15 protein-coding genes are annotated in these 15,419 nt (G+C 54.2%); 9 read left to right on the forward strand and 6 right to left on the reverse strand.

Features of this window, described 5'->3' with window-relative positions; all coding sequences use genetic code 11:
* Positions 1 to 229: 229 nt before the first annotated feature.
* The 4 genes from RDQ42_RS05975 (at position 230) to RDQ42_RS05990 (ending at position 3,930) form a co-directional block, all read left to right on the forward strand.
* Complete coding sequence (locus RDQ42_RS05975) at positions 230 to 1,570, forward strand: M20/M25/M40 family metallo-hydrolase (RefSeq protein WP_071427609.1); 1,341 nt, start codon at positions 230 to 232, stop codon at positions 1,568 to 1,570.
* 141 nt (positions 1,571 to 1,711) lie between these two features.
* Positions 1,712 to 2,467, forward strand: a complete 756-nt coding sequence (locus tag RDQ42_RS05980; RefSeq protein WP_071427611.1) for an exodeoxyribonuclease III — start codon at positions 1,712 to 1,714, stop codon at positions 2,465 to 2,467.
* Between the two features lie 81 nt (positions 2,468 to 2,548).
* A complete protein-coding gene (locus tag RDQ42_RS05985) occupies positions 2,549 to 2,875 on the forward strand; it encodes a cupin domain-containing protein (protein ID WP_054331362.1) in 327 nt (108 codons plus the stop codon).
* Positions 2,872 to 3,930: a hypothetical protein gene (locus RDQ42_RS05990; RefSeq protein ID WP_071427613.1), complete on the forward strand. Its 1,059-nt coding sequence runs from the start codon at positions 2,872 to 2,874 to the stop codon at positions 3,928 to 3,930. Before RDQ42_RS05985 ends, RDQ42_RS05990 begins: the two co-directional genes overlap by 4 nt.
* Before the next feature lie 60 nt (positions 3,931 to 3,990).
* On the opposite strand, the gene RDQ42_RS05995 is transcribed toward RDQ42_RS05990, so the two are convergent.
* Genes RDQ42_RS05995 through RDQ42_RS06005 form a run of 3 tightly spaced genes read right to left on the reverse strand, consistent with a single transcriptional unit; the run spans position 3,991 to position 6,094 of the window.
* The gene (locus tag RDQ42_RS05995) at positions 3,991 to 4,650 is read right to left on the reverse strand and encodes a hypothetical protein (protein ID WP_308588442.1); all 660 of its coding nucleotides are present in this window, start codon (positions 4,648 to 4,650) and stop codon (positions 3,991 to 3,993) included.
* 15 nt (positions 4,651 to 4,665) lie between these two features.
* The gene (locus RDQ42_RS06000; RefSeq protein WP_071427617.1) at positions 4,666 to 5,532 is read right to left on the reverse strand and encodes an MBL fold metallo-hydrolase; all 867 of its coding nucleotides are present in this window, start codon (positions 5,530 to 5,532) and stop codon (positions 4,666 to 4,668) included.
* A 22-nt stretch (positions 5,533 to 5,554) separates the two neighbouring features.
* Positions 5,555 to 6,094, reverse strand: a complete 540-nt coding sequence (locus RDQ42_RS06005) for a Chromate resistance protein ChrB (RefSeq protein WP_231357990.1) — start codon at positions 6,092 to 6,094, stop codon at positions 5,555 to 5,557.
* 315 nt (positions 6,095 to 6,409) lie between these two features.
* On the opposite strand from RDQ42_RS06005, the gene asnA reads away from it, so the two are divergent.
* The 5 genes from asnA to RDQ42_RS06030 all read left to right on the forward strand — a co-directional run bounded on the left by asnA (position 6,410) and on the right by RDQ42_RS06030 (position 11,520).
* The gene (asnA, locus tag RDQ42_RS06010; protein WP_082398585.1) at positions 6,410 to 7,417 is read left to right on the forward strand and encodes an aspartate--ammonia ligase; all 1,008 of its coding nucleotides are present in this window, start codon (positions 6,410 to 6,412) and stop codon (positions 7,415 to 7,417) included.
* A gap of 301 nt (positions 7,418 to 7,718) precedes the next feature.
* Positions 7,719 to 10,037 carry an anaerobic ribonucleoside triphosphate reductase gene (locus RDQ42_RS06015; RefSeq protein WP_195254421.1) on the forward strand — a complete coding sequence of 773 codons (2,319 nt, stop codon included), beginning with the start codon at positions 7,719 to 7,721 and terminating at the stop codon, positions 10,035 to 10,037.
* 61 nt (positions 10,038 to 10,098) lie between these two features.
* Entirely contained in the window at positions 10,099 to 10,278 is a 180-nt protein-coding gene (gene nrdD / locus RDQ42_RS06020; RefSeq protein ID WP_054331369.1) for an anaerobic ribonucleoside-triphosphate reductase, read from the forward strand.
* Positions 10,278 to 10,778 carry an anaerobic ribonucleoside-triphosphate reductase activating protein gene (gene nrdG / locus RDQ42_RS06025; RefSeq protein ID WP_054331370.1) on the forward strand — a complete coding sequence of 167 codons (501 nt, stop codon included), beginning with the start codon at positions 10,278 to 10,280 and terminating at the stop codon, positions 10,776 to 10,778. Before nrdD ends, nrdG begins: the two co-directional genes overlap by 1 nt.
* 223 nt (positions 10,779 to 11,001) lie before the next feature.
* On the forward strand, positions 11,002 to 11,520 hold the full coding sequence (locus tag RDQ42_RS06030) for a nitroreductase family protein (RefSeq protein WP_054331371.1): 519 nt from the start codon (positions 11,002 to 11,004) through the stop codon (positions 11,518 to 11,520).
* Positions 11,521 to 12,356: 836 nt separating this feature from the next.
* Here the strand turns inward: RDQ42_RS06030 and tadA are convergent.
* The 3 genes from tadA to RDQ42_RS06045 all read right to left on the reverse strand — a co-directional run bounded on the left by tadA (position 12,357) and on the right by RDQ42_RS06045 (position 15,353).
* On the reverse strand, positions 12,357 to 12,827 hold the full coding sequence (tadA, locus tag RDQ42_RS06035) for a tRNA adenosine(34) deaminase TadA (protein WP_231357991.1): 471 nt from the start codon (positions 12,825 to 12,827) through the stop codon (positions 12,357 to 12,359).
* The gene (locus RDQ42_RS06040) at positions 12,827 to 13,894 is read right to left on the reverse strand and encodes a CPBP family intramembrane glutamic endopeptidase (protein ID WP_054331374.1); all 1,068 of its coding nucleotides are present in this window, start codon (positions 13,892 to 13,894) and stop codon (positions 12,827 to 12,829) included. Before RDQ42_RS06040 ends, tadA begins: the two co-directional genes overlap by 1 nt.
* A 520-nt stretch (positions 13,895 to 14,414) precedes the next feature.
* On the reverse strand, positions 14,415 to 15,353 hold the full coding sequence (locus RDQ42_RS06045) for a hypothetical protein (RefSeq protein ID WP_054331375.1): 939 nt from the start codon (positions 15,351 to 15,353) through the stop codon (positions 14,415 to 14,417).
* Positions 15,354 to 15,419: the final 66 nt, after the last annotated feature.

A 15,419-nucleotide genomic window follows, 5' to 3' on the forward strand; every position in this document is an offset into this window, starting at 1 on the left:
GAATTATTGGGGTGCAGGCAAAAAGGTTGCACTGCCCTGCAAAGTGTGATAGAATAAAAACATGGTCAGAAACAATAGTATTTTTTTCAATTCAATACAACGATTTAGCTATTTTTCTTTTCTATTCCGCTGACCGGTATATTGCGCAAATACGGTACAAAGGGCGGTTGTGTTTTTTAGGCGCAGCCGCCATTTATATTTATTTTCACCAATAAAGGAGAGAGCTATCATGAAATTGGATAACGATCTGTACGTCAAACACTTGCAAGGCATGATCAAGTATCCCACCGTTTCCAGTGTTGACCCGGAAAAGATCGACACTGAGGCGTTTTTAGCGTTCCATAAATACCTGGAGGAGACCTACCCTCTGGTACATAAAACCATGACCAAAGAGGTCTTCGGCAAAGTGGGTCTGCTGTATCACTGGAAAGGCACCGGCAAATCTGATAAGCTGCCTTTGATGCTGACCGCCCATCAGGACGTCGTCCCCGAGGGCGACCACTCCATGTGGAAATACCCTCCCTATGAAGGGGTTATCGCAGAAGGTTGCCTGTGGGGCCGTGGTTCTACCGACTCCAAGTGCAACATCCAGGCGTATATGGATGCTCTGGAAGCGCTGATCGCCGACGGTTTTGTGCCGGATTATGACATTTACCTGGGATTCGGCTACAACGAAGAGATCATGGGCGGCCCTGGTGCTGCCGGCGCCATCCTGTCCGAACTGCTCAAGAGCCGCGGCATCCAGCTGGGCCTTGAGATCGACGAGTGCGGTGGCATTATGCAGGAGGGCGACAAGCTGGTTGCCCAGATTTTCCCCTCTGAGAAAGGCTACGCCGACTTTGAGTTCTCGATGAAAGACCCCGGCGGCCATTCTTCTCAGCCCGGCGAGCACAGCTCTTTGGGCATCATCGGCAAGACTGCCTGCATCCTGGAGGAGAACGTTCTTCCCCAGCGTCTGGAGGCCCCTGCTATTGAGCAGATGAAGGCAAGAGCTCCCTTCCTGACCGGCGAGCTGGCTGAACTATTCAAAGACCCTGAGGCCAACTGGGAAACCTTGAAGCCCATCGTGGCCAAGGACCGTTCCCTCAACGCCATGACCCGCACCACCACTGCTGTCACCATGGCGAAGGGCAGTGACCAAGCCAACATCCTGCCAGAGCGCTCCTGGCTGGTGATCAACAACCGTCTGCTGGCTGGCGACACCATCGAGAGCCTACAGGCATTCTATGAGAGCATCGTCCCCGAAGGGGTCGAGGTCAAGCTGCTCAAAGGCCACAACATGCCCACCGTCTCCTCCACCGATACGGTTGGCTACCGCCTGATCCAGTCCATCGTGGAGAAGAAATACCCCGGCATCACCATGATGCCCTCTATGCTGCTGGGCGGCACCGACGCCAGATACTACTGCGATATCTGCCCCACCCACAGCGTGTACCGTTTCACCGGCCTGCGCTACAACAGCAAATGGGGCGGCGCCCACCAGGTCAACGAGCGGATTGACACCGACATCCTGGCCGACAACGTGGAGTTCTATGTGGAACTGATCAAGGGCTACGGCTCCGCGAAGTAATCTCAACAAACAACTGCAGGCAGGGCATAAAGCCCTGCCTGTTTTTTGTTGTTTTGGGGAAGGCTCGGTTGACAGGGCTGTTCCTATCCCCCATAATAGAGGGAGAAATGAGCGCCAGCAGGGGATATGGAGGTATTTGGGATGAAGTTGGTTTCTTGGAACGTGAATGGCCTGCGCGCCTGTCTGGGCAAGGGCTTTCTTGAATTTTTTGACAGGGCGGACGCCGATGCCTTCTGCTTGCAGGAGACTAAGATGCAGGAGGGTCAGGCGGATCTGGAACTGCCCGGCTATACCCAGTACTGGAACAGCGCCGAAAAGAAGGGCTATTCCGGCACGGCGGTGTTTACTAGGCTGCCGGTGGTATCGGCGGCATACGGCATAGGTATCCCGGAGCACGACAGCGAAGGCCGGGTGATCACTCTGGAATTTGAAAAATTTTACCTGGTCAATGTCTACACCCCCAATTCCCAGCGGGATTTGGTGCGGATTGATTACCGCATGGCCTGGGAGGACGCCTTTCGGGGGTATCTTGCAGGGCTCAAAGAGAAAAAGCCGGTAGTGGTATGTGGGGATATGAATGTGGCCCGGTGGGAGATCGACCTGAAAAACCCAAAATCCAACCGGGGAAATGCCGGGTTCTCTGACCAGGAGCGGGCCAAGATGGAAGAACTTCTGGCATCCGGCTTTGTGGACAGCTTCCGCTATTTCTACCCGGAGATGACCGGGGCTTACACCTGGTGGTCCTATAAATACAATTCCCGGGCCAATAACACCGGGTGGCGGATTGACTATTTCCTGGCTTCCCGGGAATTGGAATCCCGCTTAGAGGACAGCTTTATCTACCCGGAGGTCAGCGGCAGCGACCATTGCCCTATCTGCCTGCTGCTGGACCTGTAGCATGGCCATTCCCGCTACACGGCGAAGAAAATCCGCCGGACTGCGGGGGCCTGCCAGGCGGACCAAAGAGGAGGCATCCCTATGAATGTATATCAATGTCCGGCCGGCCCTCTTTCGGAGGAACAGGAGGAAATATTGGCCCAAGGGGAATCCCTTCGGGTGGAGCGGATCGTGTCCACCGGGCAGGTGTCCCCGCCCAGCTTCTGGTACGATCAAGAGGAAGACGAATGGCTGGTGCTCCTAAGGGGGGAGGGGCGTGTAGCCTACCCTGATGGAAAGGAGGACCGCCTTCTGCCTGGGGATACCCTGTTTCTCCCCGCCCACCGGAAACACCGGGTCTCCTACACCTCAGCGCAGCCGCCGGCGGTGTGGCTCTGCGTCTTTGGAAGGATGGAGGGGAAGAAATGAAATGGATTGCCTGGGCCTTTGCTTTTCTGTTTGTTGTGTTGGGGGGACAGGGGGAAGCCCCCCTTGCTCTCTCGCCGTTGGGGGAGCTGACGGTGGCGGATGCCTCCCTCTTTTACCACTGGGAGGGGGATCAATACCAGGTGGATATGGCTCGGGTTCAGGAGCTGTTTCCCCGGTACCGGCGGGAGGATTACAGCATCCGGGTGGGAGAGCCGTTCCCCGATCCTTATTATGAGCGATACCGGGACGTGCTGGTGGAGGAATGCTGGTATGACCCGGAGATGGGGGAAGTCCACCACTGGTCGGGGACCTATGGGGAGCAGTGGAAAGCACGGCGGGAGAAGCCCCTTTCGCCGGAAGAACAGGCAATATGGGCAGAGAGAGGACTGAACACCACCGGCTGGACGGTGGGGGACTGGGAGGATTGGAACCGCCTTCAGCCCTCGGGTAAGCTCCTTTTCAGCGCTGACGGCACGGTTATTCAAGAGGCACACCTGTCCTCCTACTCTGGGAGGGAGGGGGAATTTGTCCCCATCCCCATGGGCCTACTGAATATCGTGGACCAGAGCCGGGATTTCTCGCCCCCGGAATCCTACCGGTACACCCAGGCGGAGATCGAGACCATCCGCAGGTGGAGGATCACCAAGGAAGATTTCCACAGCTTGAGCAACCGGGGCTACCATCCTCCGGAACAGGTCCTCTCCTTTTCCGATGAAGAGCTGCTGGAACTGTTCTGCGGCTTTCAAGATGGCATTGGGTTTGATGAATGGTACGACGGACTGCCTCCCCAAGACCAAGCCTGGGTGGATTCCCTCATTGACCGGGAAGCGGGGGAAGGGTATCTTCTCTACAGCCTATTTGACAACATGGAGGACTGGAGGCGCATCCCGCCAGGGGAGGTTCCTTCTATCCTGGGCTGGGAAAACTGGCTGCGCTACGTGGAAAGCCATGGCTATACAAGGCAGGAGATAGAGCAGCTTCTGCGGTATGAGGGCAAATCCCATGGGGAAATCCTCCTGGAGATCTGGGGGGGCAATCAATGCCACACAGTATAAGTCAGCTTCTATCTGTACAGAAGAATGAAGAAAGAACGGGGCAAAAGTCCCGTTCTTTCTTCATTCAAAAAAACTGCTTTCAAAGGCTTCCAGACAAAATCCGGTCTCTGTTTTTTTCAGGGTGATAGTGAACTCCCCTGTTTGTCCATAGCCGGAATCGTAGATACCGTTAAAGGTATAACGATCATCTTTACAGATGCGGTCAGTAATTTTTAAGGTAGAAGTATCTTTTGAACCACCCCACATGGAAACCTCATATGCATTTAGGTTGGCGTTGTAAAATGAGATTTCACGCATATCTTCAGCAGAGATGGAAAGATAGGCCTTGGCAAAGTCCTCTACAATATTGGCAAAATAGTATTGATCATAACCAAGCAGCTGCTCTCCTTCTACGAGCCAGCTCTCCCAACGATCATAAAATTTATTTCCTTTCATACGCTCTGCAAGTGCATAGCTTTGGAAACACCCATAGGCATCATCTGGGGTAAGAGGATTTTCGGTATTGATCTGGCTTGGAAAACATATAAGCATTGGCTTATAGAATTCCATCAAGACGGCTTCAGCTTCTGCAAGCGAGGCAGTTTCGGAATGCTGTGATGACTGCTCAGAGCAAGAAGATGATACTTCAGAGGGCTGGGTGTCTCCCAAGGGTGCGCGGGCGGCGCAGGAGGAAAAGAGCAGGCAGACAAAGAAAGCCAAGGATAGAAGCTGTTTTCGCATAGAACTCCTCCGTTTTTATTCCAGCGCCAGGGTATCGCCGGTTTGCAGGTAGTGGAGAACCTCCCCCATCCGCTCTTTTAAGGTGCTGTAGGCGAGGCGGCCGGTGCAGTGGCAGGTGTAGATGGCCTCACAGCCCAGGGCCAGCAGCTGGCTGGCGGTTTCTTCCACAAATTCCGGCGGACAGACCAGCCGGGAGGACCCTCCCAGGTGGAACCCCCCCACAATGTACCGGATGGGCTTTCCGGGGAACTGGGCCATGGCCGACCGGGCGATGTTCACAATGCCGTTGTGGCTGCAGCTGCTGACGATGGCGAGGCCTTTGTCCCCCGCCTCCACCAGGAACATCTCGTGGGAAAAGTCGTCGGGGACCATCACCCCATCCGCCAAAGTGCAGAGGGTGCTGTCTTTACAGGAAAAATGGGGGTCAATTCCGGCAGCGGAGCAGAGGTACAGCCGGTTGGAGAGCTGGAAGGATTCCTCCACCCAGGTGATCCGGTCCCCCATGCGGGAAAAAAAGCCCTCCGGCTCACCGATGTACCGCTCCCGGAGGCCCACCTGCTCCCCAGGATAGATGCGAGGCTCTTCGCTCACCTGATAAGGGCGGTTGTGGGCGGCGTTCTTGAAGAAAAACCGCACTTGGGGGTCGTGTTCCGCCATCTGGCGGATGCCGCCGGTGTGGTCGTTGTGGTTGTGGGAAAGGATTACCCCATCCAGCCCCCGAAGGTCAAACCCCAGGGTCCGGGCGTTGGGGAGGAAAGCGTCGCTGGCGCCAGTATCCATGAGGTAGCGCCGCCCATCCGCTTCGATGAGGAGGGAGAGGCCGTGTTCGGCAAAAAGATCCTCCCGTGGGGATTCGTTTTCGATGAGAGCGGTCAGTTTCATAGGGGGAAGACTCCTTTCAGGATTATTTCTTTTCCAGGGCGCGGCGCAGCTGGGTGGAGAAATCGGTGGCAGTGCCCCGGAACGCCTCGATGATTTGGGAAAAACCATACTCGATGTCCTTGGAAAGCTCGGCGGCGAAATAGTCCCGGGACTTGACCTTGCGGTATTGGCGCATCATCTTTTTGACCTCATCTGCATACCGTTCCATGGAGGAGAGGGTAACCTGCTTTTTCAGGGCGGCCAAGACGTTGCGGCAGTCCTCCAGCAGCTCCTGATATTCCGCCTCCGACTGCCGGCGGAACCGGTCGATCATGGCGGATTCGTCCTTCTGCTCCACAAAGCGCAGCTCCACCAAGGTGGAATCGCCTCCCATCTCCCGGATTTTGGCCGCCAGTGCCTGGAATTGGGAACGGCTGTCCTTGGTGTTGGGGAGGATGGCCACGCCAGGACGGAAATACTCCGCGCCAAACTCTTTGAGCTTGCGCCAAACATATACCCGGTTTCGGGAAGGTTCGATGGGGACGTTGTACCCCAGCGCGATCCAGCGGCAGGAATCCAGCATGGCAATGCCTCCTTTTTCATCCAATTTTATAGGTGGGAACTCTTTGCACCCATTGTAACAACTGTTAGCCTTTCGGTCAAGGAAGTTTTGGGATGAAAGGCCTGTTTCCCCAGGGGGAAAACAGGAAATCTCCGATAAGTTTTTGCAGGAATAGAAAAAAATCTTGCAAAAAATCTGTGGCAAATGATGAAATACACCGAAAAAGAGGAAAAAATGTCCTGTAGGGGGTTGCGTATCTGCAAGAATCGTGATACTATTAGAGCATTGTTTTTACAAACACAAACCAACACTGTAAGGAGGGTATTGCCGATGTCACTGGAGAGATTGCAACTTCCAGAAGGGTACCAGCCCAAGCTGGACATTATGGAAACCGAAATCGCCATCAAACTGCTGAAGGATACTTTTGAGAGGGAGCTTGCCAATCAGCTCAATTTGACCCGTGTGTCGGCCCCCTTGTTTGTACTGCCGGGCAGCGGCCTCAACGACGACCTGAACGGGGTGGAGCGCCCGGTTCAGTTTGATGTCAAAGACATGGGGGAGGATGTGCAGATCGTCCACTCCCTGGCTAAATGGAAACGCCAAGCCTTGAAGCGCTACCACTTCCCCCTGGACAGCGGCCTGTACTGCGATATGAACGCCATCCGCCGGGATGAGGAGCTGGACAACATCCACTCCATCTATGTGGACCAGTGGGATTGGGAGCGGGTCATCAACCGGGAGGAGCGCAACGTGGAGTTCCTGAAGGAGACGGTCCGCAAGATTGTGGCCGCCCTGCGCCTCACCGAGGAGAAACTGATCGCCGCCTACCCGGCCTACACCCCCAAGGTGGCAGAGGACGTCACCTTTATCACCTCCCAGGAGCTGGAGGACCGGTACCCCGGCTTCACCCCCAAACAGCGGGAGGACGCCATCTGTAAGGAATGCGGTACCGTGTTCCTGATGCAGATCGGTGGCAAGCTCAAAGGCGGCAAGCCCCACGACGGCCGTGCCCCGGACTACGACGACTGGAAACTCAACGGCGACCTGCTGGTGTGGTACCCCATCCTGGGCCACGCCTTCGAGTTGTCCAGCATGGGCATCCGGGTGGACGAAAAGGCTATGGAGGAACAGCTGCGGCTGGCAGGATGTGAATCCCGCCGGGAACTTCCCTTCCACAAACAGCTTTTAGCGGGGGAACTGCCCCTGACCATGGGCGGAGGCATCGGCCAATCCCGCCTGTGCATGTATCTCTTGGAAAAAGCGCACATCGGCGAGGTTCAGGCGGCTGTCTGGCCGGAGAATATGATCCGCCGCTGTGATGAAAACGGCATCCACCTTCTGTAATCTGCTGAGAAAAAGGCGCCGAAAAAGCTGGAGACAGCCTAAGGCGCCTCTTTTGCAGGTCGAAAATGGAGTTATTTTGTATATTTTAAACAGTTAGGCGCCGTCTCTTTCTATCCGATAAAAAAACGGAAAAATAATGGCCCTTGAACTAGTACCATTGACGATTGACTTTACCCGCCAGATGCTATATCATAGTATTTGTGTCACAGGGGCATACAAGATATTGTGCTCATATTTTGTCGACTATACAATATCAATGATATATGGCCTTTTATACAAATAGGAAATCGGAGGAAGAGATATGATCAGGCAGATTGTGAAGCGCGATGGGAGAACCGTTCCCTTCGACAAAAAGAAGATTGCAGATGCCATCTTCAAGGCGGCGAAAGTGCTGGGGGGCGACAACTACGAGATGGCCCAGGACTTGGCCCATCAGGTTGTCCTCTACCTGGAACAGCAGTACGGTGAGGTAGAGCCCACCGTGGAACAGGTTCAAGACGCCGTAGAACACACCCTGATCGAAAATGGCCACAGCCGCACCGCCAAGGAGTACATCCTGTACCGCGCCCAGCGCACCCGGGTGCGGGAGATGAACACGAAGTTGATGAAGATCTATGAAGATCTGACCTTCCAGGACGCGGAGGACAACGACGTCAAACGGGAGAATGCCAACATCGACGGGGACACCCCCATGGGAACCATGCTGAAGTATGGGTCCGAGGGCGCCAAGCAGTTCTGTGAGATGTACATCCTCGACCCTGCGTATTCCAAAGCCCACATAGATGGGGATATCCACATCCACGACATGGACTTCTACACTTTGACCACCACCTGTTGCCAGATTGACATTGAAAAGCTGTTCCGCGGCGGTTTTTCCACCGGCCACGGTTTCCTGCGGGAGCCCAATGACATCCAAAGCTATGCCGCCCTGGGGTGCATTGCCATCCAGTCCAACCAGAACGACCAGCATGGCGGCCAGAGCATCCCTAACTTCGACTATGGGATGGCCCACGGGGTGGTAAAGACCTTCCGTAAGCTGTACCGTAAAAACCTGGCAAAAGCCTGTGAATTGCTGTGCGGCATGGAAAACGCCGAGGAGACCATCAAAGGGATGATGAACGCCATCCAGGAGGAAACCGGCTTGTACCCCATCCTGGCTGATGACAATGGCTATCGGGAAGAGGAAGCCAAACGCTTGGGCGAGATGATGGACCCAGCTTTGGCGGAACACTGCCAGCAGTTCGCCCACAAGAGTGCGGCACAGGAGACCGACCGCTCCACCTTCCAAGCCATGGAGGCGCTGGTCCACAACCTGAATACCATGCACTCCCGCGCTGGCGCCCAGGTGCCCTTCAGCTCCATCAACTACGGGACCGACACCTCCCCCGAGGGGCGGATGGTCATTAAGAACATCCTGTTGGCCACCGAGGCTGGCCTTGGCAACGGCGAGACCGCCATTTTCCCCATCCACATCTTCAAGGTGAAAGAGGGGATCAATTACAACGAAGGCGAACCCAACTATGACCTGTTTAAGCTGGCCTGCCGGGTGTCTGCCAAGCGGCTGTTCCCCAACTTCTCTTTCCTGGATGCACCCTTCAACCTCCAGTACTACAAGCCCGGCGACCCCAATACCGAAGTCGCCTATATGGGCTGCCGCACCCGGGTTATGGCTAACGTCCACGACCCCAGCCGGGAGACCACCTTTGGCCGGGGCAACCTGAGCTTTACCTCGGTGAACCTGCCTCGTCTGGCCATCAAAGCCAACCACGATGTGGATTTGTTCTTTGAGATGCTGGACCATGAGATCGACCTGGTCATCGACCAGCTGATGGCCCGTTTCCGCCTGCAAGCCTCTAAAAAGGTGCGCAACTACCCCTTCCTCATGGGGCAGGGGGTCTGGCTGGACTCCGATAAACTCTCCCCCGACGACGAGGTGGGCGAAGTGCTCAAACACGGCACCTTGACCATGGGCTTCATCGGCTTGGCTGAGTGCCTCAAGGCGCTGACCGGCTACCACCACGGAGAGTCGGCGGAGTCCCAGAAGCTGGGCTTGGAGATCATCGGCTACATGCGCAAACGGATGGATGAGGAATCCCAGAAAACCGGCTTCAACTATTCGTTGATCGCCACCCCTGCCGAGGGCCTCTCCGGCCGGTTCGTGCGGATCGACAAAAAGCGGTATGGCATCATCCCCGGGGTTACCGACCGGGAATACTACACCAACTCCTTCCACATTCCGGTGTACTATGAGATCAACGCCTTTGATAAAATCCGCTTGGAAGCCCCTTACCATGCCCTGACCAACGGCGGGCACATCACCTATGTGGAACTGGACGGCGACCCCAGCAAAAACCTGGAAGCCTTCGAAGCGGTTGTCCGTTGTATGAAGGAAGCCGGAGTGGGGTACGGCTCGGTGAACCATCCGGTGGACCGGGACCCGGTCTGCGGTTACACTGGCATCATCGACGATGTTTGCCCCCGCTGTGGCCGCCGGGAAGGGGAAGGGGTAAGTGTGGCCCACCTGAAACGGATTGGCGCCTATAAAAACTACAATGCCGACACCATCGGTTACCATGGAGACCCCCATGAGGAGGCCGACCGAATCCCCAACAAAGTGTAATAATTATTGTTTATTCAACAAATAGTATCTATATTCATCCATTTTGAAGGAGGAACCTGTTATGCAAACCACACAATACAATGAAGAAGAAATCATGATTGGTGAAGGCGTCGGCTTTGAGCGGATCCGCCGGATCACCGGTTACCTGGTGGGCACCTTGGATCGGTTCAACAACGCCAAACGGGCGGAAGAGCGGGATCGGGTGAAGCATTCGGTCACCTCCCCCATGGAGCGCATTTAATGCTGCGGATCGCTGGAATTGTCCGGGAATCCATTGTGGATGGCCCAGGCCTGCGGTTTGTGGTGTTTACCCAAGGGTGCCCCCACCACTGCCCTCACTGCCACAACCCGGAGAGCCATGACCCTACAGGTGGGTACCTGATTGAGGAGGGGAAGATTCTGGAGGAATACCGGAAGAACCCACTCCTCTCCGGGATCACCTTCTCCGGCGGGGAGCCCACCCTCCAGGCCAAAGAGCTGGTCCCCATCGCCCGGGCCGTGGTGGAGGATGGCAAGTACAATGTGATCTTCAGTGGGTACACCTTTGAGGAGCTGATGAAGCGCTGCGAAACGGAACCCGAGCTGTGGGAGCTGCTGGGCCTTTGCCGATACCTGATCGATGGGCGGTATGTCCACGAACAGCGGGATTTGACCCTTCATTTCCGGGGGAGCCGCAACCAGCGGATCATCGACCTGCCGGCCTCCCTGCCCTCCAAAACCCCGGTGGTGGTGGAGCTGTAATCAAAAGAGAAAAACGGACGGATCCATAGATCCGTCCGTTTTTTGCCATTCTCAGCCACCTGTGCAGGAGAGAAACTTTTCTTGGCCTACTTGCGCCGCCAGTTCTCCTTTGGTATTCTGGTAGCAAAGGGGAGAAGCGCGGGAACAGCACAGCTGGTCTGTAAAGAGGAACCGCTCCACCTCCCCAGCAGAGAAGAGTACAACGCTGCAAGGAGGATGTTTTATGGACTTTTTAGAGCTTGCCAAAACAAGATATTCGGTGCGCAGCTTCGCGCCTCAGCCTGTGGAGCAGGAGAAGGTAGATCTGCTGCTCCAAGCGGCCCAAGCGGCCCCCACGGCAGTAAATTTTCAACCTTACCGTATCTTGGTTCTTCAGGAGCAGGAGGCTCTTTCCAAGCTGAAAGACTGTACCCGGTATCATTTTGACGCGCCGCTGGCCTTGGTGGTATTGGCGGATCACGCCACATCCTGGAAGAGGAAATACGATGGCAAGGACGCCGCCGAGGTGGATGCCGCCATCGTCGGGACCCATATCATGCTTCAAGCGGTGGCTCTGGGTCTGGGGAGCACCTGGGTGGGTTACTTTGACCCATCAGCCTTGCGGGAGGCCTACCATGTGCCGGAGAATTTGGAGCCGGTAGCGGTTTTCCCGGTAGGGTATCCTGCCAAGGGATGCAAGCCCAGTGCCCAGCACACCCAGCGCAAACCACTGGAGGAGATTGTAATATACAATCAGTTCTAATTATCAAAAAATTTGCAAATAGTATTTCAAAAAAGATTTATATCGGATAAACACGCCTTAGGAGATCTTGAAACCTGCCGATTTTACTGTCACAGCGGCCCCTTGGCTCTCTCTAAATAAAAGGGAGCCAAGGGGTTTTTGTTGGAGAAAGGGGAGGGGCAAAACAAGGTTTTCCACATTTTCCACCGAATTTTCAGCCAAGTTTTCCCGCATGCTGGGGAAAACTTGGAGGAGAACAAGGGTTTTCACAGCAGAAAAAAATGGGTATTTGATGCGGTGTTTCGGGTGAGAAAGTGCAACTGATTTTACAAATCGTATATTAAATTTGTTTGATTACAAATGCTCCAGTATTTTTCCACAATTGGCGGTGTAAAGGCGTATACCCTTTGTAAAATTGGAGTAGAATATGATCTTTTAAACAGTTTCAACGGAGTTTTCCACAACATGACCGAAATTTTTTGCGGACAACCCGTGCAAAGCTGTGAAAAAATTCCCAGAATCCGGTGGAAAGAGGACATTTTTGCAGGGAAACCGCCATTTCCCGGAGAATGGAAGTCCATAAAATCTGACAAAAACAAATGTGGGAAGAATGCCAGCAAAAGTGGCAGGATAGCAAATCCCCCCAGAATTCAGCACCTGCATGGAAAGCCTGATGTTTTTGCCGCAATGATTTCCTAGGGGAAAAAGGGCAAAAAAATAGACGAGCAACCGGGCCCGTCTCAAAATAAGGAAAACTGGAAATAAAATAAAGGAGGGGGATTGACCGGAAACAAATTCGTTTCCGCAATCATTATATCCTTTTTACCTGGCTAAATGGTGAACAAATTGTGAACAGCCTACCGCTGGGAAGCTTTTCTTTTTTCCCGTAGGTATTGGAAAAACTGCTGAAGCAAGGCCTGGCATTCCTCTTCCAACACCCCGCGGACCACTTGGGGTTTGTGGTTGAAGGGGTATGCACAGAAGTCCGCGACCGAGCCCATGCATCCGGCTTTGTCGTCTGCTGCGCCATAAACTACCCGCTGAATCCGAGAGTTGATGATCGCCCCAGAACACATCGGGCAGGGCTCCAAAGTGACATAAAGCTCGCATTGATGCAGCCGCCAGCCCCCCAGAGCTTGGCATGCCCGGTTGATGGCGATGATCTCCGCATGGGCAAGGGCATTTTTGCCGGTCTCCCGCAGGTTGTGGCCCATAGAGACCACCTCATCCCCGCGGACAATGACAGCACCCACCGGCACTTCCTCCAAAGCCATGGCCTGTTCCGCCTCCTGGAGGGCGAGGCGCATAAACCGTTCTTCTCGTTCCATCACAGCACCTCAAAATACTGGGAGGATAAAAACCCGATAAACAACAAACAGGCAATCATCCCCGCGGAACCAAAGAAAAACAGGTATTTGTGCTGGTTAAGCTGCGGGCACTTTTCCTCCCGCACCTGAAACATCTCGCTGTCCTGCCGCACCAGATAGAGGGAGGCCACCACCGCCGCCAGAATGTATGCGGCGTAGAGGGTGAACATTATGAGGATGTACATCCGGTCACTGAGATAGGGGTCCAAGAAGGTGAATAGGATGGAAATTCCGTTGTTAAACAGGTGGATGAAGATACCTGTCCACAGGGAGCCGGTGCGCAGGACAAAATAACCGATGACCAGCCCCATCAAAAAGGCATAGGGAGCCTGGACAAAGTTGCCGTGGATCACCGCAAATAAAATGGAGGAGGTCAGGAGGGCAAACCCGTCGCCGAAGCGGCGGAGAGACTGCAAAATCGCCCCCCGGAAGACGATTTCCTCGATGAAGGCGGGGAGGATCATCCCATTGATGGCGTATAGGAGCATGGCCAACCCATCGGTGGTATCCGGACTGGATTGAGGGGCGACAGGGATGATCCCAAAGGTGGAAAAGAGGATGGAAATAAGGTTGGAAGCCACAATCCCCACCACCGAGACCCCCATGGCCACAGCGATGCCGGGCAGGGCAATGGATAGGTTGGGGCGGCGCATGGGAGCAGCGCTGTGCAATGGGATCTTGACAAATGCGATGTAGATGAAAAAGGGGATCAACATAGACAGGGAATAGGTCAAGCCATCGATCAGCTCGAAGATGGCAGGCGGGGCCACATATTGGAACCGCAGAATCCGCACCGAGGGCAAGAACATGGAAAGCATGTTAAACAATATTTGAGGCAGAATCGAGCTGAGAAACAGCATAAGCAGCGTCGCCAGGCCAATGGCATTGGCGTAGGAGCGGATCAAATGCTGTTCACTGACCCGCGGCGGCGGCGGGGTAAACCCATAGCCGTGGATATAGGTAAATTCCTTGGAGGTATTGTAAGGATCCCGCTGGTAAGGGGAAAAGTTTTGGGTATTGTAGAGCATAGAAATTGTAACCTTCCTTCCAAAGAAGGATCGAACGATGGGAAATCGATTCTTCTTGGCGATTGCAGTGGATTGTCACCGGAACACAGAGTTTCCGTTATTATATGTTACGAAAATGAGCGGTAAAGCCGGAGGCCGGTATAGGATTGCCCCGGCCCTTGGGAACGAGCCCTGTAGAGCGGCAGGAGGGCAGCCCCTCAAAATTGCATTGCCGCTGTACGGCAAAAAGCAATTTTGCGCATGTTACAAGCGGTGCTTGTAACAATGGAGAGAGGATTTCTTCCCCAATGATCGCTCTGCGATCACGGTGCCCAAAAGTCTCTGCAAGCCGGAAAAATCCCGATGCCGCTATGCGGCGGGAGGGCGTTCCGCCCGAAAGGGATTTCTTCCCCAATGATCGCTCTGCGATCATTGTATCACAAATCCCCACCTGAAAAAGCAAGGATTTGTAAACAAATCGCGGCGTAAGGGCAAAGAGAAAGCCGGACGATTTTTTCGTCCGGCTGTTTGTTTTGTAGCCTTATTGGGCAGCGTTGCGAAGCTCGATTATATGGGATACCCCCCGGGGGAGAAGAAAATAGTTACTATCGCTGTCTATCCCAGCGTAGGGGGCCCGTTTGTCCCGCATATGCTGGAAGACAACGGAATATTTTGGGGGAGCCGGACGCCCAGACGCTTCCCAAATTTCGCACAGCCGTGCAGCAGAGCGATTGCTTTCCCCCAAAACCTTCTCCAGATAATACAGGATCGCAAGCGCATAATTGACATTGGCCGACAAGTTATACCCTTTTGCAAATGCAGGGAAAGAGGGGATACTTCTAGACGGCTCCGAAGAGGGGGTAGATAGGGAGTCCAGCAGCTGGCGGGCAGCGAAAGACCCTTTGGGAAGAAGGGTGATGAAGGTGTTTTCCAGGGAGATCCACCCCCGCCTCTGAAAGGAGAAAAGATAAGAGGAAAGCCCCTTCTGCCATTTGGAGGTAAACTGGCCATACTCCCGGTAAATATTGGTGAGGGAGATCCGGCTGACCGGTTTTTCCCCATCCTGTGTCGCGAACAGCAGATGGACAATCAGCCATTCCGCAGGGGAAAAAGGCGGATCTTTTTCTATGATCGAAGCCAGAGTCCAGGCCGTCTCATCGGATAGGGGGGAGGATTCCCCCTCCGTGGAGCTGTCCTGCGGCAGCGCCGAAAGAGGGACTTCCGTATCAGAATCTGTGCCATTTTCTTTTTGGGCGGATAGAGGTTCTTTTCCTTCCTCTTTGATAAGGGAGGCTTCTCCTGATGAAAGCACGGGAGAATTGATCGCCTCAATGGTCTCGCAGCTGCCAAAAGAAGACGGGGTTAAGAGACCACTGCTGTACAATTTGTCATAAAAAGATAGAACATCGTTCGCCTCCCCATCAATATGGATGGTGGCGCCTTGGCCGTTCACATGAATTTCAAGTTTGACTGTAGACAATAGAATCCCCCCTCTTTTTACACATATCTTATCAAAAAAAAGCTAAAAAAGCAACGGGGCTATCTT

The sequence above is a fragment of the uncultured Merdimmobilis sp. genome, assembly GCF_902471145.1.
In the GTDB taxonomy this organism is placed as follows: Bacteria; Bacillota; Clostridia; order Oscillospirales; family Ruminococcaceae; genus Merdimmobilis; species Merdimmobilis hominis.

Excerpts from the sequence above, each read along its gene's own strand:
- RDQ42_RS05975 (WP_071427609.1), top strand. The coding sequence starts at position 230 with ATGAAATTGGATAACGATCTGTACGTCAAACACTTGCAAGGCATGATC.
- RDQ42_RS05980 (WP_071427611.1), top strand. The coding sequence starts at position 1,712 with ATGAAGTTGGTTTCTTGGAACGTGAATGGCCTGCGCGCCTGTCTGGGC.
- RDQ42_RS05985 (WP_054331362.1), top strand. The coding sequence starts at position 2,549 with ATGAATGTATATCAATGTCCGGCCGGCCCTCTTTCGGAGGAACAGGAG.
- RDQ42_RS05990 (WP_071427613.1), top strand. The coding sequence starts at position 2,872 with ATGAAATGGATTGCCTGGGCCTTTGCTTTTCTGTTTGTTGTGTTGGGG.
- RDQ42_RS05995 (WP_308588442.1), bottom strand. The coding sequence starts at position 4,650 with ATGCGAAAACAGCTTCTATCCTTGGCTTTCTTTGTCTGCCTGCTCTTT.
- RDQ42_RS06000 (WP_071427617.1), bottom strand. The coding sequence starts at position 5,532 with ATGAAACTGACCGCTCTCATCGAAAACGAATCCCCACGGGAGGATCTT.
- RDQ42_RS06005 (WP_231357990.1), bottom strand. The coding sequence starts at position 6,094 with ATGCTGGATTCCTGCCGCTGGATCGCGCTGGGGTACAACGTCCCCATC.
- RDQ42_RS06015 (WP_195254421.1), top strand. The coding sequence starts at position 7,719 with ATGATCAGGCAGATTGTGAAGCGCGATGGGAGAACCGTTCCCTTCGAC.
- nrdD (WP_054331369.1), top strand. The coding sequence starts at position 10,099 with ATGCAAACCACACAATACAATGAAGAAGAAATCATGATTGGTGAAGGC.
- nrdG (WP_054331370.1), top strand. The coding sequence starts at position 10,278 with ATGCTGCGGATCGCTGGAATTGTCCGGGAATCCATTGTGGATGGCCCA.
- RDQ42_RS06030 (WP_054331371.1), top strand. The coding sequence starts at position 11,002 with ATGGACTTTTTAGAGCTTGCCAAAACAAGATATTCGGTGCGCAGCTTC.
- tadA (WP_231357991.1), bottom strand. The coding sequence starts at position 12,827 with ATGGAACGAGAAGAACGGTTTATGCGCCTCGCCCTCCAGGAGGCGGAA.
- RDQ42_RS06040 (WP_054331374.1), bottom strand. The coding sequence starts at position 13,894 with ATGCTCTACAATACCCAAAACTTTTCCCCTTACCAGCGGGATCCTTAC.